This is a genomic window from Streptomyces aculeolatus, assembly GCF_020400605.1.
Lineage (GTDB): Bacteria > Actinomycetota > Actinomycetes > Streptomycetales > Streptomycetaceae > Streptomyces > Streptomyces aculeolatus.
The window spans coordinates 164,222-183,659 of record NZ_JAINRD010000006.1 but is presented as its reverse complement, the minus strand read 5'-3'; the positions used below and the strand labels follow the sequence as shown (position 1 = coordinate 183,659).

The window sequence follows — 19,438 nt, the reverse complement described above, 5'->3', positions numbered from 1 at the left end:
TCCGCATGCGACTGGGCGCGGACCGACGCGGCCCGCAGTTGTTGCTCACCCGCCGGGCAGGCCCTAGGCCTGTCGCCAGTCTCCGGCCTGCGGCGCTGTGGGCGAACGGCGGAAGATTGACGAAAGGGCCCTGGCAATTCAATCAGGTGCATGCGGTCCGGCGCATCGCCCGGGGACCGACGCCTCGCCGGTCCCCGCCGGCAGTCACTGCGGAGACGGGGTGTTCATCCCGCTCAGGGCGGTCTGCGGCGCGGACGTCGCCGGCTTGGTGACCGCGAAGACCGACAGCAGCGGCGGCTGCGGCGTCGCGGTCGTCGCCGCCGTCGCGGAGGCGGCCATCTGGAGCGGCCCGCTCTGCGTCGTGTACGGCTGGACCGGGCCGGCGTCCTGTGCGCCGCCGGAGGTGGAGAGCTGGGGGTCGTACGAGTAGCGCGCGGGCTCGCCGCGGTCGCCGGGGGTGACCGCCGGGGAGCCGCCCGCCGGGTCGACGGTCGACTCGATGGGCAGCGCACCGCCGAGGGCGAGGGCGGCGAAGGAGACCGCGCCGGCGGCGGCGAACGCGAAGCGCCGCCCGCGGGCGACGGAGGGCCGCTCGACCTCGTGGATCGGGAACCCGGGGCCGCCGTCGAGCACGCCCCCGTCGAGGACGCTGCCGCCCGCACCACCGCCGAAGCCGCCGGACCGGGCCGTCCGGGCGCCGGCCCTGCCGCCCGTACTCGCGGCGCCGCCGGGAGGGCCCGCGAAGGGCGACCGGCGGGCGGCGTCGTCGAGGTCGACGCCCGGCAGGTTCTCCAGCCGGGCCAGCAGGCCGTCGGAGGGCGCCGGCGGGGCGGCGGCGGAGAACACGCTCTTGAGCCGACGCTGCTCGTCGGCTTCCGCCTTGCACCGCGGACACGTCGCCAGATGCGCCAGCACGCGATCACGCGAGTCGTGGGGCAGTTCCCCGTCGACCAGCGCCGCCAGCGCCTCGCCCAGGTGCTGCTCGGCGGGCGACAGCCCGCCCACGCTGCTCACAGCGTTCCGCCCTCCTCGTCCGAGCCGTAGGCGCCCTGCCCCGCCCCGGCGAGCGAGCGCTGCTCGGCCCTCGCCTCCGGGGAGCGGTGCTTGAGCGCCTTGCGCAGGTGGGAACGGCCGCGGTGGATCCGGCTGCGGACCGTGCCCAGCTTGACGCCCAGGGTGGCGGCGATCTCCTCGTACGACAGGCCCTCGATGTCGCACAGCACCACCGCGGCCCGGAACTCGGGCGCGAGGGTGTCCAGCGCCTGCTGGACGTCGGCGTCGAAGTGCGTGTCGTTGAAGTGCTGCTGCGGCGACGGCTCGCGGCTCGGCAGCCGCTCCGCGGCGTCGTCCCCGAGCGCGTCGAACCGGATGCGCTGCTTGCGCCGCACCTGGTCGAGGAAGAGATTCGTGGTGATGCGGTGCAGCCAGCCCTCGAACGTCCCCGGGGTGTACGTCGACAGCGACCGGAAGACCCGGATGAAGACCTCCTGCGTGAGGTCCTCGGCATCGTGCCGGTTCCCGGTGAGGCGATACGCGAGACGGTAGACGCGACCGCTGTGGGTGCTGACGATCTCCTCCCAGGAAGGCGGAGTCCACCCCTTGGACGACGCGTCGTCGGCCGGGAACGCGGAGAATCCGGCAACGGTCACGGTGTCGGTGGCGTGGCTGCGGTCATCAGCATTGTCGGTCACGGATTTCGGCTCATCCGGTGCCTGGGAGCCGCCGCGGCGGAATCGCCGCAGAGCGCCCCGTTCGCCGGACGCGGCCGCACCTCCCCTGGTGGCTCTGGTGGTGTCCAGTAGGCCCCCTACCATATCCACCTCGCCCGTTAGCTCCGGATAAGCTCTTCCGACCGGTATTTTCCCGCATTCAGCGGAACCATCCCCGCCGGCATCCTTACCTCGTCCGTATCACTTCCGTCTCCCCCAACGCACGGTCCGGCCAGCAGGTTCCCAGGGGCAGCGGATACAGTCACGCTTGCGACGGATGCAGGTGCAGGTGCCAACGGGGAACAGGAGAAGGCGATTACCGGCAACCGGCTGGCGAGCTGGTCGTTCGCGGAGGCGTACGGCACGGACGGTGCCGCGGACGCCGACAGCGGCCGGGCCGGGGTTACCCCGGGCGACCCGGCGGCGTCGACGCGTGCGCAGGGCTCGGCGACGGCAGCGCTGCACTGGGCCCGGCAGCGGGCCCTGGAGGCGGGGCTGCGCCAGGTGTCCGCGGGCGCCGGAGCCGCGCTGCGGCTGCTGGCCGCGACGGCGGGCGCCAAGGCGGTGGTCGAGATCGGCACCGGCACCGGGGTCTCCGGCATCCACCTGCTCCAGGGCATGCGCCCCGGCGGGGTGCTGACGACCGTGGACCCGGAGCCGGAGCGGCAGCAGTTCGCGCGCCAGGCGTTCCGGGCGGCGGGGTTCGCCGCGAACCGGGCGCGGATCATCGTCGGCCGGGCGCTGGACGTGCTGCCGCGGCTGGCGGACGGTTCGTACGACATGGTCTTCTGCGACGGCGACCCGATGGAGTGCCTGGAATATCTGGGCGAATCGTTGCGCCTGCTGCGCCCGGGCGGCGTCGTGTGCTTCGAGGGCGTCTTCGCGGACGGCCGCACGGTGGACTCGGCGGCCCAGCCCGACGAGGTGCAGCGGCTGCGCGAGCTGCTGCGCGCGGTGAAGGAGAGCCGGGAGCTGATGCCCGCGCTGCTGCCGGTGGGGGACGGGCTGCTGTGCGCCGTCAAGCGCGAGGCCTGAGGGGCACGACGTACGTGACGGGTATCACGCACGTCACAGCCGTTCAGGACATGCGTCCGGGCCTCTCGACGAGCGCGGGAGGGCGCGGGCGGATCCCGGCCCCGAGACCGATCCGCCCCGGCCACCACGTGGCCGGGGCGCATACAGGGTTCTTCCGGACCTCGGTCCGACTAGCTGACGACCTTCTTCAGGGCGTCGCCGAGCGCGTCGGCTTCATCGGGGGTCAGCTCGACGACGAGCCGCCCGCCGCCTTCGAGCGGAACGCGCATGACGATGCCCCGCCCCTCCTTGGTCACCTCGAGCGGGCCGTCGCCCGTCCGCGGCTTCATGGCCGCCATGCTCGTTCCCCTTCCTGAAACCAGCTCTTCGTTGAGAAGCTTCGACGGCCCGTGGACAGGCTCGTCGCCACCGGCATCGAACACAGTGCTTCTCGCCCATTATCCCGCATTGCCGGTCCTGATGACCAACATCGGTCCGCATCCTCTCGACGACGTCCGACCGCAAAACCTCCCAATTCCCGCCAGAGGGATGCGATACTGCGCCCTTCCCGGCAGGGGCGCGCCGCGTTTCCATTTGACGCACGTCACATGTCGCGAGGCAGTGATCTCCGCCATGCTGACGGCACCGACGAGACGCGGCACAGTCCCGGTGACCCCGGGGCGTAGCGAAGGGAAGAACATGGCGGACACCGTGCTGTACGAGGTCGCCGACGGGCTCGCGACCGTCACCCTCAACCGTCCGGACGCGATGAACGCCCTCGACACCGGGACCAAGAACGCCCTGCGGGACACCCTGCGGCAGGCCGCGGAGGACGACGCCGTACGGGCCGTGCTGCTCACCGGCGCCGGGCGGGCGTTCTGCGTGGGGCAGGACCTCAAGGAGCACATCGGCACCCTCGCGGCGGCCCGGGCCGCGCAGCGCACGGACCACGCGATGGACACCGTCGCCGAGCACTACAACCCCATCGCCGCCACCATCGCGGAAATGCCGAAGCCGGTGGTCGCGGGCGTGAACGGGGTCGCCGCCGGGGCCGGCGCGGGCTTCGCCTTCGCGGCCGACCACCGGGTGGTGGCCGACAGCGCGTCGTTCAACACCTCCTTCGCGGGCGTCGCGCTGACCGCGGACTCCGGCGTCTCCTGGACGCTCCCCCGCCTCGTCGGCCACGGCCGGGCCGCCGACCTGCTGCTCTTCCCGCGCCGGATCCCCGCGGACGAGGCGCTGGCGCTGGGCATCGCGAACGTCGTCGTGCCGGCGGCGGACCTGGCCGCCGAGGCGGCGGCGGTGGCCCGCAGGCTCGCGGCGGGGCCGACGGGGGCGTACGCGGCGATCAAGGAGTCGCTCGCGTACGGCGCCGGGCACGGGCTCGCGGAGACGCTGGCGAAGGAGGCGGAGCTGCAGTCCCGGGCGGGCGCGTCGGAGGACCACAGGATCGCGGTGGAGGCGTTCGTGGCGAAGGAGGAGCCGCGCTTCACGGGCCGCTGAGCCCCCGCCGGGCGGGCGTCCGCCGGACCCGGCCCGCGCACGTCAGGGCCGGTCCCGGCAACGCCCCCGGTACGGGGCATGCACGCGCCGGGGCCACCGGAGCGGCAAGTGCCCCGTCCCGGCGACCCGGCACACCGAACCGCATGCCGCCCCGGCAGGGGTCAGCGCGCGTGGCAGTCCGCGAGGTGGTCGTCGACCAGCCCGCACGCCTGCATCAGCGCGTACGCCGTCGTGGGCCCGACGAACCGCACGCCGCGCCGCTTCAGCTCCTTGGCCAGCGCCGTGGACTCCGGCGTGACCGCAGGCACGTCCGCGAGCGTGCGCGGCGCAGGGCGGCCGGCGGGGTCCGGGGCGTACGACCAGATCAGGCCGTCCAGCTCGCCGGGGGCCCAGCCGGCGAGGGTCTTCGCGTTGGCGATGGTGGCCTGCACCTTCAGCCGGTTGCGGATGATGCCGGTGTCGGCGAGCAGCCGGTGCTCGTCCTCGGGGCCGAACTCGGCCAACCCCGCGATCGCGAAGCCGGCGAAGGCCGCCCGGAAGCCCTCGCGGCGGCGCAGGATCGTCAGCCAGGACAGCCCGGACTGGAACGCCTCCAGCGACAGCCGCTCGAAGAGCGCGTCGTCGCCGTGCACGGGCCGGCCCCACTCCTCGTCGTGGTACGCGACGTAGTCCTCGGCGGACAGCCCCCAGGGGCAGCGCAGCAGCCCGTCGGGCCCGGCCACGGCCCCGCCGTCGGCGCTCACGCCCGCCCGCCCCGGCCGTCCGGGTCCGCGTCGCCGTGGCCGCGGTTGCCCAGTACTTCCCCGCGCAGGTCCCGGCCGGTCCAGTCCGTGCCGCCGTTGCCCCCGCCGCCCAGGTCCCGCGGGCCCAGGTTCCGCGTGCCCGGGTCCCCGTCGCCGTTGCTCCGGCCGCCCAGGTCCGCACCGCCGGCGCCGAAGCCCGGTCCCCGGTGGTCCGCGGAGGCGGGCGGCGCGTCCTCGTAGCCCTGGGCGCCCGGCCGGGCGCCGCGGTACGCGGCCGCGTGCGCGCCCGCCAGCGCGGCCTCCAGCTCCGCGATGCGCGCGTCCCGCTCCGCCAGCTCCGCGGCGACGCGGTCCAGCGCGTCGTCCACGTCGTCCATCCGGTACCCCCGCACGGCGACGGGCAGCCGCAGCGCGTCGATGTCGGCGCGGCCGAGCGGGCGGTCGGGCGGCAGCGGGTCGTGGAGCCGGTCCGGGTGCGGCTCGGTGAGCTCCTCCTCGCCGTTCCCCGCCAGCACGACGGTGACCGCGGCGACGACCGCGACCATGGCGATGAGCATGAACCAGAACACGATGTCTCCCCGTGGACAGCCGGGGCGCCGGATGGCCGCGCCCGGTACGCCGGGTGGCTGCGCCCCACCATAGCCGGGGCCTGTGACAGCCCCCACGGCCCCGGCACGGACCACCGCGGCACCGCCCGCCTGCCCCGGCGCCCGGCCGCGCCCGCGCCCGCGGGCTATGGTCGCGGGAGGAGCCCGGGGCCGCTGTCCCGGAGGGTGTCAGAGGAGGCAGCATGCTGCGACTGGGGTCGCGTACTTTCGCCGCGCACGAACCGGTGATCATGGCGATCGTCAACAGGACCCCGGACTCCTTCTACGACCAGGGCGCCACGTTCCGCGACGAGCCGGCGCTGACGCGCGTCGAGCAGGCCGTCGCGGAGGGCGCCGCGATCATCGACGTCGGCGGGGTGAAGGCCGGTCCCGGCGAGGAGGTGTCGGCGGCGGAGGAGGTGCGCCGTACGGCGGGCTTCATCGCCGAGGTGCGCCGCCGCCACCCGGACGTCGTCATCAGCGTCGACACCTGGCGGCACGAGGTCGCGGAGGCCGCCTGCGAGGCGGGCGCGGACCTGCTCAACGACGCCTGGGGCGGCGTCGACCCGCTGGTCGCCGAGGTCGCCGCCCGGCACGGCGCGGGGCTCGTGTGCACCCACGCGGGCGGCGTGCAGCCGCGCACCCGGCCGCACCGGGTCGCGTACGACGACGTGATGGCCGACATCCTGCGGGTCACCCTGGGGCTCGCGGAGCGGGCCGCGGAGCTGGGCGTACGGCGGGACGGGATCCTGATCGACCCCGGGCACGACTTCGGCAAGAACACCCGGCACTCGCTGGAGGCCACCCGCCGGCTCGGCGAGATGACCGCGGCGGGCTGGCCCGTGCTCGTCTCGCTGTCGAACAAGGACTTCGTCGGCGAGACGCTCGACAAGCCGGTCAAGGAGCGGCTGGTCGGCACCCTCGCCACCACGGCGGTCTCGGCGTGGCTGGGGGCGCAGGTGTACCGGGTGCACGAGGTGGCCGAGACCCGCCAGGTGCTGGACATGGTGACCGCCATCGCCGGCCACCGCCCCCCGGCCGTCGCACGCCGCGGACTCGCCTAGGACAGACCCCAGGCCCGGCGCGCCGGGCCTACGGCGTCTCCTTGGTGACCAGGCCCACGGCCTCCGAGACGTCGTCCGTGATGTGGAACAGGTCGAGGTCCCGCTCCGCGGCCTTGCCGCCGTCCACGACCGTCTTGCGCAGCCAGTCGACGAGCCCGCCCCAGTACTCGCTGCCGAAGAGGACGATCGGGAACCGCGTCACCTTCTTCGTCTGCACCAGGGTCAGCGCCTCGAACAGCTCGTCCATCGTGCCGAAGCCGCCGGGCAGCACCACGAAGCCCTGGGAGTACTTCACAAAACATGTCTTGCGCACGAAGAAGTAGCGGAAGTTCACACCCAGGTCGACATACCTGTTGAGCCCCTGCTCGAAGGGCAGCTCGATGCCGAGGCCCACGGACAGCCCGCCGGCCTCCAGCGCGCCCTTGTTCGCCGCCTCCATCACGCCGGGCCCGCCGCCGGTGATCACCCCGAAGCCGGCGTCGACCAGCCCCTTGCCGATCGCGACGCCCCGCGCGTACTCTGCGCTGTCCGGTGCCGTACGGGCCGAGCCGAAGACGCTGATCGCCGGTCCGACCTCGGCGAGCGCGCCGAACCCCTCGACGAACTCCGCCTGCATCCGCAGCACCCGCCACGGGTCCTCGTGCACGTACTCCGCGGCCCGCTCCCGGGTGTCCAGCAGGTGCTGGTCCATCGTCCCGCGCTGGATGCGGCTGCGGCGGCGGATGACGGGGCCGAGCCGCTGCTCCTCGAACTCCTCGCGGTTGGCCACGGGCGGGCTCCCTTCGTCGTGCTTCCTCGTGTTCCGTAAGACTCTCCCCGTACGAAGCCTCCCGTACGACGATCTCCGGGCCCAGGCTAGGCGAAGCCGCTCGAAGGCATGTGAACCCCGGCGGGAACCACGGCGGAACAGCCGGTGACGCGGCCCGCGCTCACGCGGTGAGCCAGGCGCGCAGCCGCTCCTCGCAGTGGTGGATACGGGCCGTGTGCACGTGCTCGTCGCGCTTGTGCGCGTAGTTCGGGTCGCCGGGTCCGTAGTTCACCGCGGGCACACCCAGCGCCGTGAAGCGGGCGACGTCCGTCCAGCCGTACTTCGGCCGCGGGGTGCCGCCGACCGCGGCGGTGAACGCGGCGGCCGCGGGGTGGGCCAGGCCCGGCAGCGCGCCCGGGGAGCTGTCCTCGACGGTGATCTCCGCGACGCCGCAGCCGTCGAAGTACTCCCGTACGAAGGCGATCGCCTGCTCCTCCGAGCGGTCGGGGGCGTAGCGGAAGTTGACGGTGACCTCGCAGACGTCGGGCACGACGTTGCCGGCGACGCCGCCGGAGACGCGGACGGCGTTGAGGCCCTCGCGGTACTCCAGGCCGTCGATGACGGCGTGCCGCGATTCGTACGCCGCGAGCCGGGCCAGCGCGGGGGCGGCGGCGTGGATGGCGTTGGCGCCGAGCCAGCTGCGCGCGGAGTGGGCGCGTTCGCCCTCTGTACGGAGGACGACGCGCAGCGTCCCCTGGCAGCCGCCCTCGATCTCGCCGTCGGACGGCTCCAGCAGCACCGCGAAGTCGCCCGCGAGCCAGTCGGGGTGGCGCTCGGCGAGCCGGCGCAGGCCGTTGCGGGAGGCGTCGACCTCCTCGTTGTCGTAGAAGACGAACGTGAGGTCGCGGTTGGGCGCGGGCACGGTGGCGGCGATGCGCAGTTGGACGGCGACGCCGGCCTTCATGTCGGAGGTGCCGCAGCCCCACAGGACGCCGTCCTCGTACGTGCCGTCGAGGCGCGAGGGCACGTTGCCGGCGATGGGCACGGTGTCGAGGTGTCCGGCGAGCACGACGCGCTCGGCGCGGCCCAGCCGGGTCCGGGCGACGACGGCGTCGCCGTCGCGGTCGACCTCCAGGTGGCCGAGGGCCCGCAGTGCGGTCTCGACCGCGTCGGCGAGCTGCTTCTCCTCGCCGCTGACGGAGGCGGTGTCGACGAGCTGGGCGGTGAGCCGTGCGGCATCGAGCGTCAAGTCCATGGCGACGACCCTACGGCCCGCTGCGCCGGGCCCGTCGCGCCTCCGTACGCCCGCCCGTACGCCCTGCGCACCCCCGTGGGCCGCCCCCGCCCGCGTACGCGCGGGCGGCCCCCGCCCCGCCGCGCTCCCGGCGGCCGCGGTTGTCCGCCGCGAACGCTACGGTGGGCCCGTGCCCGCCTCCGACGTCCTCCGCCGCCGCCTCCTCCGCGCATTCGTCGCGCTCGCGGTGCTCGGCGGCGTGGGCGCGTACCTGCTGATCCACCTCAGCACCGGCGGCGGGCCCGCGCCGCGCTGCGAGGTCCGCGGCAAGGGCGACGGCGGGGCGTACGAGCTGGATCCGGAGCAGGCCGCCAACGCCGCGACGATAAGCGCCGTGGCGTCCTCCCGGCGGCTGCCCGAGCGCGCGGTGACCATCGCGATCGCCACGGCCATGCAGGAGTCGGAGCTGCGCAACATCGAGCACGGCGACCGCGATTCGCTCGGGCTGTTCCAGCAGCGCCCGTCCCAGGGCTGGGGCACGGAGGAGCAGATCCTCGATCCGGTGTACTCCACCGGCAAGTTCTACGAGCACCTGGCGGAGATCCCCGGCTACTCCCGGCTGCCGCTCACCGAGGCCGCGCAGCGCGTGCAGCGCAGCGGCTTCCCGCAGGCGTACGCGAAGCACGAGACGGCCGCCGCCCGGCTGTCCGCCGCGCTGACGGGCCGCCACGGCGCCGCCTTCACGTGCACGACGGCGAAGGGCGACACCCGCTCGGGCGACCCTGCGCAGCTGCGCAGGGCGGTGAAACGGGAGTTCGGCGCCGGCGTGCTGCCTGATCCGGGCACGGCCGGCGCCGGCGAGGGGTCCGGGGGCGCGAGCCGGGGCGGCGGCGGGCAGGTCGTGGTGCTGCCGGTCACCGGGGACGCCGCGGGCGGCGAGGTCGACACGGCGGGCCGCGGCTGGGAGCTGGCGCACTGGGCGGTGGCGCAGGCACCGCGGCTGCGCGTCGCGCAGGTGTCCTTCGCGGGCCGCGAGTGGCGGGCCGAGGACTCGTCCGCGGGCTGGCGGAAGGCCGAGGGTGCGAACGCCGAGGCGGGCGCGGCATCGGTCCGCATCGTCACGGAGCCGTAGCGCGCACCGCCCCGTACGGGCGAACCCGGTCAACGCACGCTGACGGCGGGACGCCGCTTCCCGTTCTTTTCCACGATCCGACAAATCCCCGGTGAGCGCCGGTCCCCACCCCGTCGAACGACGCTCGGAGCGACCCGCTTTGCCCGGTTTTCTGGCGAAGCAGATTATGCGACGCATTACCAACTCTTTACGTGGGACGGCCGCAACCTTCCGGCGCCTCACGCGGTAGTCACAGCGTCCGCACCGCGGGCACGACCATCAGCAACCCTCCTCAAAGGAGCACCATGTCCCACCCCCTGAAGCGCCGCCTCGCCCGGGTCGCACTCGTCGTCGCCGCGGGTGCCGCACCGGTCGTCGGCGCCGCGGGTGCCGCCAGCGCCGTCGAGCTGCCCAGCACGAACGGCCTGAACCCGGTCAGCGCCCTGGAAACCGGCTCGCTGCCCGCGACCGCCTCCCAGACCGGCAGCGAGGTGCTCACCACCGGTACCGAGACGGCCAACCAGCTCGGCGAGAGCGCCGCCCCGACCGCCGAGAAGGCCCTGGGCACGGTCCAGGACACCACCGGCAAGACCGTCGACCAGGGCCAGGGCGCGGTCGGCGACGCCGCCGCGAACCTCAGCCCCGAGCTGCCCACGTCGGCCCTGGGCCTCTGACCCACCGGGCCCGGGCCTTCCCGGCCCGGCCCGCCCGGTCCGAGCCCGTCCGGCTGGGGCCTGCGGTCCGAGCCGTCCGGCCGACCCACGAGGCCGCCGGCGGCCCGCGGAGCCGTCCTCCGCGGGCCCGGCGGCCCGTCAGCACCGCGCACGGCCGTCCCGCGGGCGCTACGGCGCCCTCGCTACGGCGCCCTCAGCCCCGCAGTGCGGCCAGCCGCTCCACGGCGGCAGCCACGCGCTCGTCCGTGGCCGTGAACGCCACCCGTACGAACCGCTCCCCCGCGGACCCGTAGAACTCCCCCGGCGCCACCGCGATCCCGAGCTTCGCCAGCTCGGCGACCGTGTCCCAGCACGGCTCGTCCCGCGTCGCCCACAGGTAGAGCGACGCCTCGCTGTGCTCGATCCGGAAGCCCGCCCCCGCCAGCGCCTCGCGCAGCGCCGCCCGCCGGCGCGCGTAGCGCTCGCGCTGCTCGGCCACGTGCCGTCCGTCGCCCAGCGCGGCGATCATCGCCTGCTGGACCGGCTTCGGCACCATCATCCCCGTGTGCTTGCGCACCGCGACCAGCTCGCGCACCACCGCCGCGTCACCGCCGGCGAACCCCGCGCGGTAGCCGGCGAGGTTGGAGCGCTTCGACAGCGAGTGGACGGCGAGCAGTCCCTCGTGCGAGCCGCCGCAGACCGACGGATGCAGCACCGAGACCGGCTCCGCCTCCCAGCCCAGCTCCAGGTAGCACTCGTCGGAGGCGACGAGCACCCCGTGCCCACGCGCCCACTCCACCGCGCGGCGCAGCTCGGCCGCGTCCATGGTGCGCCCTGTGGGGTTCGACGGGGTGTTGAGCCAGAGCAGCTTGACGCGCTCCCGGTCGAGGTCCGTGACCGGATCGGCGTACGTCACGGGCTCCGCCCGCGCCGTCAGGGCGCCGATCTCGTATGTCGGATACGCGAGCTGCGGGTACGCCACCTGGTCCCCCGGCTCCAGCCCCAGCAGCGTCGGCAGCCAGCCGACCAGCTCCTTGGTGCCGATCGCCGGCAGCACCGCGTCCGGCCCGACGTCCGCCCCGAGCCGCCGGCCGAACCAGCCGGCGATGGCCTCGCGCAGCGCCGGGGTCCCCCAGGCGAGCGGATAGCCGGGGCTGTCGGCGGCGTCCGCGAGCGCGGCCCTGACCACCCCGGGAACCGGGTCGACCGGGGTGCCGACGGACAGGTCGACGATGCCGCCGGGGTGGGCGGCGGCGGCTGTCTTGTACGGCTCCAGCCGGTCCCAGGGGAAGACGGGCAGCCGGGAGGTGACGGGTCGCACTCTCACTGTCCTCAATCGACGCGACAGCCCCCGCCGCTCAGCCCGGGGCCGACGGGGCGGGGGCGATGCGTATCGCCGTGGTGCTCGGTCTGCTCGTGCCTACTCGTCGTGCTGCTGCGGCGGCAGGGCCGCGACGATCGGGTGGTCCCGCTCGATCAGGCCGAGCTTCGAGGCGCCACCGGGCGAACCGAGGTCGTCGAAGAACTCGACGTTCACCTTGTAGTAGTCCTTCCACTCCTCCGGAGTGTCGTCCTCGTAGAAGATCGCCTCCACGGGGCAGACCGGCTCGCACGCACCGCAGTCGACGCACTCGTCCGGGTGGATGTACAAGAACCTCTGGCCCTCGTAGATGCAGTCGACGGGGCACTCCTCAATGCAGGCCTTGTCCTTGAGGTCCACACAAGGCTCTGCGATGACGTAGGTCACGCTGTCGTTCCTCCTCGATCAGGCTGGCGGCGCGGGAGCGCGGCGTGTCGATGCCCGCACCTAGTATCTCCGTTCCCGGGCACGGAGCGAACAAGAGGGGCGTGGAGAGCTGTGGAATTCACCACTGGGGCGCGGCTCGAAATCCGCATCACCCCCGCTGACGTGGGAAAACGCGTTTCGGTACGGCGGCTGACAGATGCCACCGAGAAGGACGCGCGGTTCACGGACGCGGTGGGCGTGCTCACATCGTGGGACGCGGGCGAGCTGCGTGTCACGCGGCGGAACGGTCAGGTCGTCCGGATTCCGGAGGCCGCCGTGGTGGCGGGGAAGGTCGTGCCGGCGGCACCGGCGCGGCGGCGCGGACCTGCGGCGACGGCGGCGGAGCTGACCCGTGTGGCGGCACGGGGGTGGCCGCCGGTGACGGCCGAGCGGCTGGGCGAGTGGACGCTGCGGGCCTCGGACGGCTTCACGAGCCGGGCCAATTCGGTGCTGCCGCTGGGCGACCCGGGGCTGCCGCTGGACGCGGCGCTGGCGCGGGTCACGCGGTGGTACGGGGAGCGGGGGCTGCCGGCGCTGGTGCAGGTCGCGACGGGGGCGCCGGGCACGGCGGAGCCGCTGGCGGCGGAGCTGGACGCGCGGGGCTGGACGGTGCAGCGGACGGCGCTGGTGCAGGTCGGCGAGCTGGCGCCGGTGGCGGACCGGGGCGGCGCGGAGCGGGTGGAGTTGTCCCGTACCGCATCGGCGGCGTGGTTCTCGCTCTACAACCGGGCCGCGGAGCCGACGCCGGCCGCGCGGGCGGTGCTGGAGGGCGGCCCGTCCGTGTGGTTCGCCACGGTCCCGGACCCGGACGGCGGCCCGGCGGCGATCGGCCGCTGCGTGGTCGACGGCCGCTGGGCGGGCTTCGCGGCGGTCGAGGTCGCTCCGGCCCACCGCCGCCGCGGGCTGGCCACGGCGGTGATGGCGGCCCTCGCCGCCCGCGCGCTGGCGGAGGGCGCCTCGGCGGCGTACCTCCAGGTGGAACCGGACAACGCCCCTGCCCTGTCGCTCTACGCCGACCTGGACTTCACCACCCACCACACCTACCACTACCGCCACCACCCGACGACCTGAGCCCTGTCTGACCACCGCCGCCGCAGCAGCGCGGGGCCGCACCGCTCGGCTCACCCGCCCCGCCGCCACCCTGTGAGATGCCCCGCCAGCCGCTCCTTCCCCACCGGTCTCACATTTGCGCGGGACGTGCGCCCTGCCAGGTCGCACAATGGGGGCATGAGCATGTCCGGCGTCGGCGACCGGGCCAGGTTCGCGGAGGAGGCCCGCGTGCCGCGGCCCGACCTCGCGCTGCTCTGCCTGCTCGTCGCGGCCGAGACCGATCCCGGGCTCGACGAGGGCGGGATCGACGCCGTGCAGATCGAGCTGGACGAGCTGGCCGGGCAGTTGCCGTACGCGCCCGGCGGGCCCCGCGCCTGGGCGCAGGCCGCCGCCGAGCTGCTCGGGGAGCGCTTCGGGTTCCGCGGAACGCCCGGCGACTACCGGCGGCTGGAGTCGTCCCAGCTGCACGAGGTGCTGCGGCGCCGCCGCGGGCTGCCGATCATGCTCTCCGTGATCTGGATGGAGGTCGCCCGCCGCGCGGGTGCCCCGGTGTACGGCGTGGCCCTCCCCGGGCACTTCGTCGTCGGCTTCGGCCCACCCCCCGTCGGACCGTCGGCGGCCGCCCCGCCCGCGGGCGCCCCCGCCGGCGCCCGCCCCGTCCTGCCCGCCGCAGGGGAATCCGTGCTGGCCGACCCCTTCGACGGCGGGCGGCTCCTCTCCCCCGCCGACGCCGAGTTGCTCGTCTCGGAGGCCACCGGCGGCGAACCGCTGTCGCCCGCGATGCTCGTACCCGCCGACCCCCTGGACATCGTGCTGCGGATCCTGAACAACATCCGCGCCTGGGCCGCCGCCCGCCCCGAGCAGTCCGGCATACAGCTCGCCGCCGTGGAACTCGCCCTGCTGCTCCCCAGCCACCCCGCCCGGCTGCGCCACGAGCGCGCGCAGCTCCTCGTCGCCCGCGGCGACTTCGTCGCCGGAGCGGCGGAGCTGGAGGAGTACGCCTCGGTGATAGCGGCGATGGAGCCGCAGGCCGCCGACACCCTGCGCCGCCAGGCCCGCGCCGCCCGCGCCCGCCTCAACTGAGCACCCGGCGCGGGCCGGTCATCGCCTCGCGCGTGAAGTTCACGGGTGTGTCCCACGCACGCTCGCCTCTTGGAAGCAGGCGGCAAGCGCGGAGTGGACGCGCATCTCGTCGACCGGCCCAAGTCCCAGCCGGTTGTAGAGCATGTGCAGGTGCGAGGAGAGCACGCGAACGGCTGCCACGTCCGGCACTTGCCTCCACGCGGCGACACTTTCGCTGCAGGCAGCGTGCCAACTGGTGAGCGGACCGCTGTGCGGCGCCGCGAGCAACGCTCGCGCTTGAGGTTCGGCCAGGGCCGCGGAGCGCGCCGCGTGGGCCCAGCGCTGAACTTCGGCTTCCTGATGGCCGTAGGAGACGAGCCACCGCCGCCAGACAGCACTATCCCTTACGAAGAGAGCGGCCGCCTCGTCGCGGTCGGCCAGGGTGAGGGCCGCGCAGGCGGAAGCCCGCAGTGCCATCGCCATTCGCTCCTGGCGGTCACGAGTACGCCTGAGGTAGTCGAGTACGAGTGCACTGCTGACAGTGAACAGCCGCTCGGACAGACTCATCAAGCGGTAGCCGCCGTAACGTGTGTACTCCGGTACGTAGGCCGTCCGGTACACGCCCGCGGGCAGTGGCCCTCCAGATGCCTCCGGCGCGACGCCGACAGCGTCGGTACGGGCCTGAAGGGTGGTCTGCCGTCTGTGGACCGCCGCGCTCACCACCTCCTCGTCGCCCCGCAGGACGCCGGCTGTGGCCAATCGCTCGCGCAACCGTTCCTCCGTTACGGCGATGGCGGCAGAGGGCAGACGATGGAATCGCAACCGCAGATGTGGTCCTCCGCGCAGGTATCGCAGGAAGAACCACGCACAGTCGGGATTGTCGGCGACGGTGGGGCGGATGACGTCCCGTACCACTCGGTCGTACACGGATGGGGCGTACGACGACAGATGCAGGTGCCAGCTGGACCAGGCGGCGGGATCGTGGCCGCGGACGGGGAAGGCGTTCGGTGGAAGCTGATTCATCCGGCCCTCGCGTAGCCGAACAGGCCGCCAGGCGCACGGTCGATCTCCACGATCCACTCGCGCGCCCGAAGGGATGCCTCGGCGTCAGGAAGTGCTTCCTCGATGTACAGCGTGTCTGCGTCAGTGCCCCGGCGCCGCAGTGCCTGCGGCAGTACGCGCGTCATCAGCGCGCTGTCAAAGTCGAGGTAGTGCGGTTTCTGTCTCAGGCGCTCCCGTGCCTCAGGGCGCCGGCGGGGGTCGGCGGCGTTCTTGATCAGGACCTCGGCAGGGATCCCGTGCCTCGCACGCCATGCGGCCAGGGCGAGCAGCCGCTCGGCCGACGAGGGCGCCTCCAGTGCCTCGCTCAACCCTCCGTCGGGGTACCAGCGTCGTCGGGAGAACACGGTGTCCCCGGCTACAAGACGCGGGCAAGAGTACAACGCCTCCGATTCCGGGTCACGCAGCCTGTAGCGTCGCCCGGCGAGATCGTTGATCAGCCGTCCGCCGCTGGTCAGCCATGTCGCAATACGCAGTGGAGGGGGATGGAAGTCCGGGAACCCGCCGCCCAGAGAAATCACCCGCAACTCCCTGCCCTCCGAAGTCTCCATGCGGAGTCTGTCCGTGTCCTTCACGTGGACCAGGCGCACCGCTGGCCAGTCCGCCGCCCCGAGCCTCGTGTCGAGCACGGGCAGGTGGGCGTTGAGACCGGGACGGTACAGACCGATATCCTCTGCCACCAATGCGCCGTCGGTGCCGTAGCGGGAGGTCAGCCGAGCGGCCAGTCGCTGTGCTGCGGTACCGCCCAACTCCCTGTCCGGGCCGAGGAAACGGCCGTAGAGTGGTCCGTGCCCGGCGTAGGCGGTGTTGAAGATCAGCCGGTTCCCAGCGGGCTGCACGAGCGCGCCGTAGGACAGCGGCATACGCCGGAACCGCTCCGGCAGCGCGGTAACCAGCCCGACGAGTTCGCTGGGACGCCATCGCACTTCCTCGGCACTGCAGCCGTGGCGATCCACCTCCGCGGAGAGACTGATGAGCGCGCTCTCTCGCAGCTTCCTGAGTGCCCCCAAGGAGCCGTCGTCGGGCCCGAGTCCATCCTCGCCCCCCAAGCGGTACCGGATCTCGCGCTCGTAGACCTCGCGGACCAGCGACGCCGCATGGTCGCACAGCGGTACGACGGCGCCTGGCCCGAAGCGGGCCACGAATGCCGCCGTCAGCAGGGCACGTACCTCATGCAGTCGGTCGAAGGCGCTCTCGAACTCCACCACCGCCGCGAGATCATCCAACTGGGACCGCCACCGGTGCGTCGTGATCTTAACCGGTGGCAGTACGAAGTCCTCTTGGACAGGTAGCGGCGCCGGGCGCTCCGCCACGCGTTGGAGCACGTCCGCGGCGCCGCGGACGTCCGCGAGGACTGGGCCCCGATCCGCAGCCGACCCGCGGCCGAGCAGACTCAGCCCTTCCCGTACGGTACCTAGCGCCGCACGCACGTCGGGAGACATGGCGCCGCCCTGCGGGGTGAGCGGGTCAGCTTGGTGCTTCTCCGGAGCGATCGTTGTGCATATCGCGCCGGAACGGATTGCGCCGAGCACGGTGCGGTTCGCCTGCGAGCGTGGGATGGCGAGGAGACGAGCCATGCCGTCAGAGACCTCGCCGAGTTGACGCGGGCCCATATCCGTAAGCTGCAGCACCGCACTCAGTGCCACCGTGGGCCGAACAGAAACCCTCCGGCCTTCCCCCTCTCCCGCCCGGTTGAAGGAATAGCGACCCTTTTCCACGTCATAGACCGAGGTCGGCGGTTGCTGTACCCAGGTGTCGTCGTCCGCTTCCACCGGTGTCATGCCAGGCAGCCCGGCCATCACGTACGTGGCGAGAGCGCGGTCGAGCGAGAGCACGGAGATCGCAGGACACGGACTTGCCTCTCCCACGTCGACGCCGGAGCGTCCGGGAACAGCGAGCCCGACGGCGGTGAAGCGAGACAGCGGACTCGTACGCATCATGGCCCGCGTCACGTACTGGAGCAGGCCACGCTCCGACTTGAGCAGGGACGCGCCCAGCGGGCCGCCCGACGCCCAGTCCCGTCGGTAGCGTCGGGCAGCGGCGTCCACCTGCGGGGCGACGAGGGCGAGTGCCCGACGCAGGTCCTCGTCGCCCAGCATGACAGCCAGCCAGGCCCGTTCGCGGGCCAGGGCGGCCTCGTGACCGACCCGTACCTCTGCGCGCAGGACGTCAAGCCGCTCTCTGTGCCGGACCCATCGGCCCACCGCGGGTGACGCGGTCGCGCTCAGGGACACGGCGGACGGTTGCGGCGAGCGTCCATTGTGGATGTCGCGGCGGAGCGCCACCAGCACCGACCGCTTGCCGCCTCGTGTCCGGCCGATCTGAACGTACAGCTCCTCCGAGCACTTCCGGGCCAGAGACACCGCCTCACGCTCGGCCTCGACCAACCGTGCCAGCAGAACCGTCGACTCCCGGTCGGCCAGACGTGTACGACGCAGCGGGTTGCCGCGCAGCACCCATACAGGTTCAGGGATCACGGTGTCAGTCCTGCCGGCCGCCGACCGGCATGTCCCGCCGACGCATGTCGGCACGCACGCGGTCGCGGATGTGCACGATCAGCTCGGTAAGGTCGGCGCAATACACGGAGGGGTTGCGAAATCCCCTGCCCCGCCGATAACGGTGGCTGTACTCACCCCCGCCGCAGATGTCGCGAATCGAGCACGCATTGCACTCATCGGCCAAAGCGGCGGGGCCAATCTGACGAGCGACGACTCCCGGGTGGAACCTGGCGGCGTCGAACGAGTCGCGGAACACGTCAAGACCGGTGTCCGGTGCACCGCCGAACGTGGATTTCAGACTGTCGACGAGTTCGATAGAACCGTCCGTCTCCACGGTCAGCGTCTGGAATGTCCCTATCCCGTAGCCCTCGGTCCGGCTGCGGCCGCCGAGCACGAGCGCCATGATGTTCTCGAAGCTGCGCACGACCGTCGGAAGCGGCACCGTGTCGTACCAGCGGTCGAAGATCTGGATGAGCCACTCAGCGTAGGCGGTGCGCCGAGCGTCCCAACCCGGCGGGGTATCCGACCAGTTTCCAAGCGGAAGTTCGAACTCGATGTACGGAGCGCCCACGGCGACGAGCGACTCGTAGACGTCGATAGGGTCGTTGGCGATGTCAATCGTGCACAGCAGGACGTTCAAAAGGGAATTGTACGGTGGCCTGCACAGCGCGGATAGCCCTCGCAGCACCGCCTCGTGGCTTCCCCGGCCGTTAGCGTAGACGCGGTGCCTGTCGTGCGCGCGCCGGTCGCCGTCCAAGCTCACGTTGACGCGTATTCCATGCTTGTACAGCACTTCCAGAATGCGGGGGTCGTCCAGCAGGATGCCGTTCGTGGTGACCGCCAGGTTCACCACCACACCGGGTGGCCCCGCGGCGCGGAAGAGCCCTGCCATTCGGTCGAGCTCGTCAGCGCCCACCAGCAGCGCCTCACCGCCGTGCATCTTGACAGTCACCTCTTGCAGGTCTTCGGCGTGCACAGCGAGATGCTCCCCGAGCCTGGCTGCAACCTGATCCAGCGTCGCACGGTTCATCAGCACCGGCTTCGTGCGCCAGCTCTGGTCGGCCATCTCGTACATGTAGCAGTAGTCGCAGGCCAGATTGCAGCGACCGTGCACCTTGACGATGAACTCCCGGAACGGCAGTGGTTGCCACGTTCCGTCGGCCCGCACCCTGGACACCAGGTCCGGGGTGGGCCACTCACGACCTGCAGCGGCAATGTCGACGATGGGCAGTTCGGTCATGCAGCATCCCTCGGTCGGTGTGGCGACGTGATGCGGCCGCACGCGGGCGGCCGCATCACGCGCCTTAGAAGAGGCGGGCTGTTACCTCGCGTGGTCCTGCAACGGGCCTACGGCCGTGTCCTCGTCGGCCACTCGGTCCAGGACGTGTGCGAGCGCGCTGTGCGCTTCCACGGTCGCGCCGGATGCCGCCTGAGGTTCGGCTTCAGCAGCCGCTGCCGCACCCGCCGCAACTGCGCCGAACGCCACGACGGCGCCCGCGGTTGCCCCCGCCCTCTGGATGATCCTGCTCTTACGGTCGGACATATTCCTTCTCCTTTCTCGAAGGACGTCTTCGTCAGCCAGACGTCCGGTCAATTACCCCGAGGCGCACTTCTCCG

19 protein-coding genes are annotated in these 19,438 nt (G+C 72.9%); 7 read left to right on the top strand and 12 right to left on the bottom strand.

From position 1 onward, the window contains the following. Positions 1-204: 204 nt before the first annotated feature. Together LG396_RS13505 and sigE are read right to left on the bottom strand one after the other, a co-directional pair. Positions 205-1,014: an anti-sigma factor family protein gene (locus LG396_RS13505; RefSeq protein ID WP_225794956.1), complete on the bottom strand. Its 810-nt coding sequence runs from the start codon at positions 1,012-1,014 to the stop codon at positions 205-207. Beyond that, the gene (gene sigE, locus LG396_RS13500) at positions 1,011-1,814 is read right to left on the bottom strand and encodes an RNA polymerase sigma factor SigE (RefSeq protein WP_199787587.1); all 804 of its coding nucleotides are present in this window, start codon (positions 1,812-1,814) and stop codon (positions 1,011-1,013) included. The genes LG396_RS13505 and sigE overlap by 4 nt, the downstream gene beginning before the upstream one ends. A gap of 354 nt (positions 1,815-2,168) precedes the next feature. Here sigE and LG396_RS13495 point away from each other — a divergent pair, with 354 nt between their 5' ends. Beyond that, positions 2,169-2,744 (top strand): O-methyltransferase, encoded by a 576-nt coding sequence (locus tag LG396_RS13495; protein WP_165440377.1) that lies wholly within the window; start codon positions 2,169-2,171, stop codon positions 2,742-2,744. A gap of 170 nt (positions 2,745-2,914) precedes the next feature. On the opposite strand, the gene LG396_RS13490 is transcribed toward LG396_RS13495, so the two are convergent. Continuing rightward, positions 2,915-3,082 carry a DUF3117 domain-containing protein gene (locus tag LG396_RS13490; protein ID WP_018834979.1) on the bottom strand — a complete coding sequence of 56 codons (168 nt, stop codon included), beginning with the start codon at positions 3,080-3,082 and terminating at the stop codon, positions 2,915-2,917. A 340-nt stretch (positions 3,083-3,422) separates the two neighbouring features. On the opposite strand from LG396_RS13490, the gene chcB reads away from it, so the two are divergent. Next, positions 3,423-4,226 carry a 2-cyclohexenylcarbonyl CoA isomerase gene (chcB, locus tag LG396_RS13485; RefSeq protein WP_100298995.1) on the top strand — a complete coding sequence of 268 codons (804 nt, stop codon included), beginning with the start codon at positions 3,423-3,425 and terminating at the stop codon, positions 4,224-4,226. Positions 4,227-4,387: 161 nt separating this feature from the next. On the opposite strand, the gene LG396_RS13480 is transcribed toward chcB, so the two are convergent. Then, a complete protein-coding gene (locus tag LG396_RS13480) occupies positions 4,388-4,969 on the bottom strand; it encodes a DNA-3-methyladenine glycosylase I (RefSeq protein ID WP_308190101.1) in 582 nt (193 codons plus the stop codon). Next, positions 4,966-5,538, bottom strand: a complete 573-nt coding sequence (locus tag LG396_RS13475; RefSeq protein WP_225794955.1) for a DivIVA domain-containing protein — start codon at positions 5,536-5,538, stop codon at positions 4,966-4,968. Before LG396_RS13475 ends, LG396_RS13480 begins: the two co-directional genes overlap by 4 nt. A 221-nt stretch (positions 5,539-5,759) precedes the next feature. On the opposite strand from LG396_RS13475, the gene folP reads away from it, so the two are divergent. Further along, entirely contained in the window at positions 5,760-6,620 is an 861-nt protein-coding gene (folP, locus tag LG396_RS13470) for a dihydropteroate synthase (protein WP_225794954.1), read from the top strand. Between the two features lie 28 nt (positions 6,621-6,648). Here folP and LG396_RS13465 read toward each other — a convergent pair whose 3' ends face one another. Both LG396_RS13465 and dapE read right to left on the bottom strand, forming a co-directional pair. Continuing rightward, on the bottom strand, positions 6,649-7,389 hold the full coding sequence (locus LG396_RS13465; RefSeq protein WP_018834974.1) for an LOG family protein: 741 nt from the start codon (positions 7,387-7,389) through the stop codon (positions 6,649-6,651). A gap of 160 nt (positions 7,390-7,549) precedes the next feature. Continuing rightward, positions 7,550-8,623 (bottom strand): succinyl-diaminopimelate desuccinylase, encoded by a 1,074-nt coding sequence (dapE, locus tag LG396_RS13460; RefSeq protein WP_100300775.1) that lies wholly within the window; start codon positions 8,621-8,623, stop codon positions 7,550-7,552. Between the two features lie 169 nt (positions 8,624-8,792). Here dapE and LG396_RS13455 point away from each other — a divergent pair, with 169 nt between their 5' ends. Both LG396_RS13455 and LG396_RS13450 read left to right on the top strand, forming a co-directional pair. Next, positions 8,793-9,734: a heavy metal transporter gene (locus LG396_RS13455; protein WP_225794953.1), complete on the top strand. Its 942-nt coding sequence runs from the start codon at positions 8,793-8,795 to the stop codon at positions 9,732-9,734. A 284-nt stretch (positions 9,735-10,018) separates the two neighbouring features. Continuing rightward, positions 10,019-10,387 carry a hypothetical protein gene (locus LG396_RS13450; protein ID WP_037740808.1) on the top strand — a complete coding sequence of 123 codons (369 nt, stop codon included), beginning with the start codon at positions 10,019-10,021 and terminating at the stop codon, positions 10,385-10,387. A 193-nt stretch (positions 10,388-10,580) separates the two neighbouring features. Here LG396_RS13450 and dapC read toward each other — a convergent pair whose 3' ends face one another. Both dapC and fdxA read right to left on the bottom strand, forming a co-directional pair. Next, positions 10,581-11,687: a succinyldiaminopimelate transaminase gene (gene dapC, locus LG396_RS13445; protein WP_225794952.1), complete on the bottom strand. Its 1,107-nt coding sequence runs from the start codon at positions 11,685-11,687 to the stop codon at positions 10,581-10,583. Between the two features lie 99 nt (positions 11,688-11,786). Then, positions 11,787-12,113: a ferredoxin gene (gene fdxA, locus LG396_RS13440; protein ID WP_026276100.1), complete on the bottom strand. Its 327-nt coding sequence runs from the start codon at positions 12,111-12,113 to the stop codon at positions 11,787-11,789. A 111-nt stretch (positions 12,114-12,224) separates the two neighbouring features. Here fdxA and LG396_RS13435 point away from each other — a divergent pair, with 111 nt between their 5' ends. After that, positions 12,225-13,223: a GNAT family N-acetyltransferase gene (locus LG396_RS13435; RefSeq protein WP_225794951.1), complete on the top strand. Its 999-nt coding sequence runs from the start codon at positions 12,225-12,227 to the stop codon at positions 13,221-13,223. A 162-nt stretch (positions 13,224-13,385) separates the two neighbouring features. Continuing rightward, a complete protein-coding gene (locus LG396_RS13430; protein ID WP_225795065.1) occupies positions 13,386-14,285 on the top strand; it encodes a transglutaminase-like domain-containing protein in 900 nt (299 codons plus the stop codon). A 39-nt stretch (positions 14,286-14,324) separates the two neighbouring features. Here LG396_RS13430 and LG396_RS13425 read toward each other — a convergent pair whose 3' ends face one another. Genes LG396_RS13425 through LG396_RS13415 form a run of 3 tightly spaced genes read right to left on the bottom strand, consistent with a single transcriptional unit; the run spans position 14,325 to position 19,061 of the window. Further along, a complete protein-coding gene (locus LG396_RS13425; RefSeq protein ID WP_225794950.1) occupies positions 14,325-15,287 on the bottom strand; it encodes a thiopeptide-type bacteriocin biosynthesis protein in 963 nt (320 codons plus the stop codon). Then, positions 15,284-17,779 carry a lantibiotic dehydratase family protein gene (locus tag LG396_RS13420; protein WP_225794949.1) on the bottom strand — a complete coding sequence of 832 codons (2,496 nt, stop codon included), beginning with the start codon at positions 17,777-17,779 and terminating at the stop codon, positions 15,284-15,286. The genes LG396_RS13425 and LG396_RS13420 overlap by 4 nt, the downstream gene beginning before the upstream one ends. A gap of 25 nt (positions 17,780-17,804) precedes the next feature. Beyond that, positions 17,805-19,061 carry an FxsB family cyclophane-forming radical SAM/SPASM peptide maturase gene (locus tag LG396_RS13415; protein ID WP_225794948.1) on the bottom strand — a complete coding sequence of 419 codons (1,257 nt, stop codon included), beginning with the start codon at positions 19,059-19,061 and terminating at the stop codon, positions 17,805-17,807. Positions 19,062-19,438 lie beyond the last annotated feature (377 nt).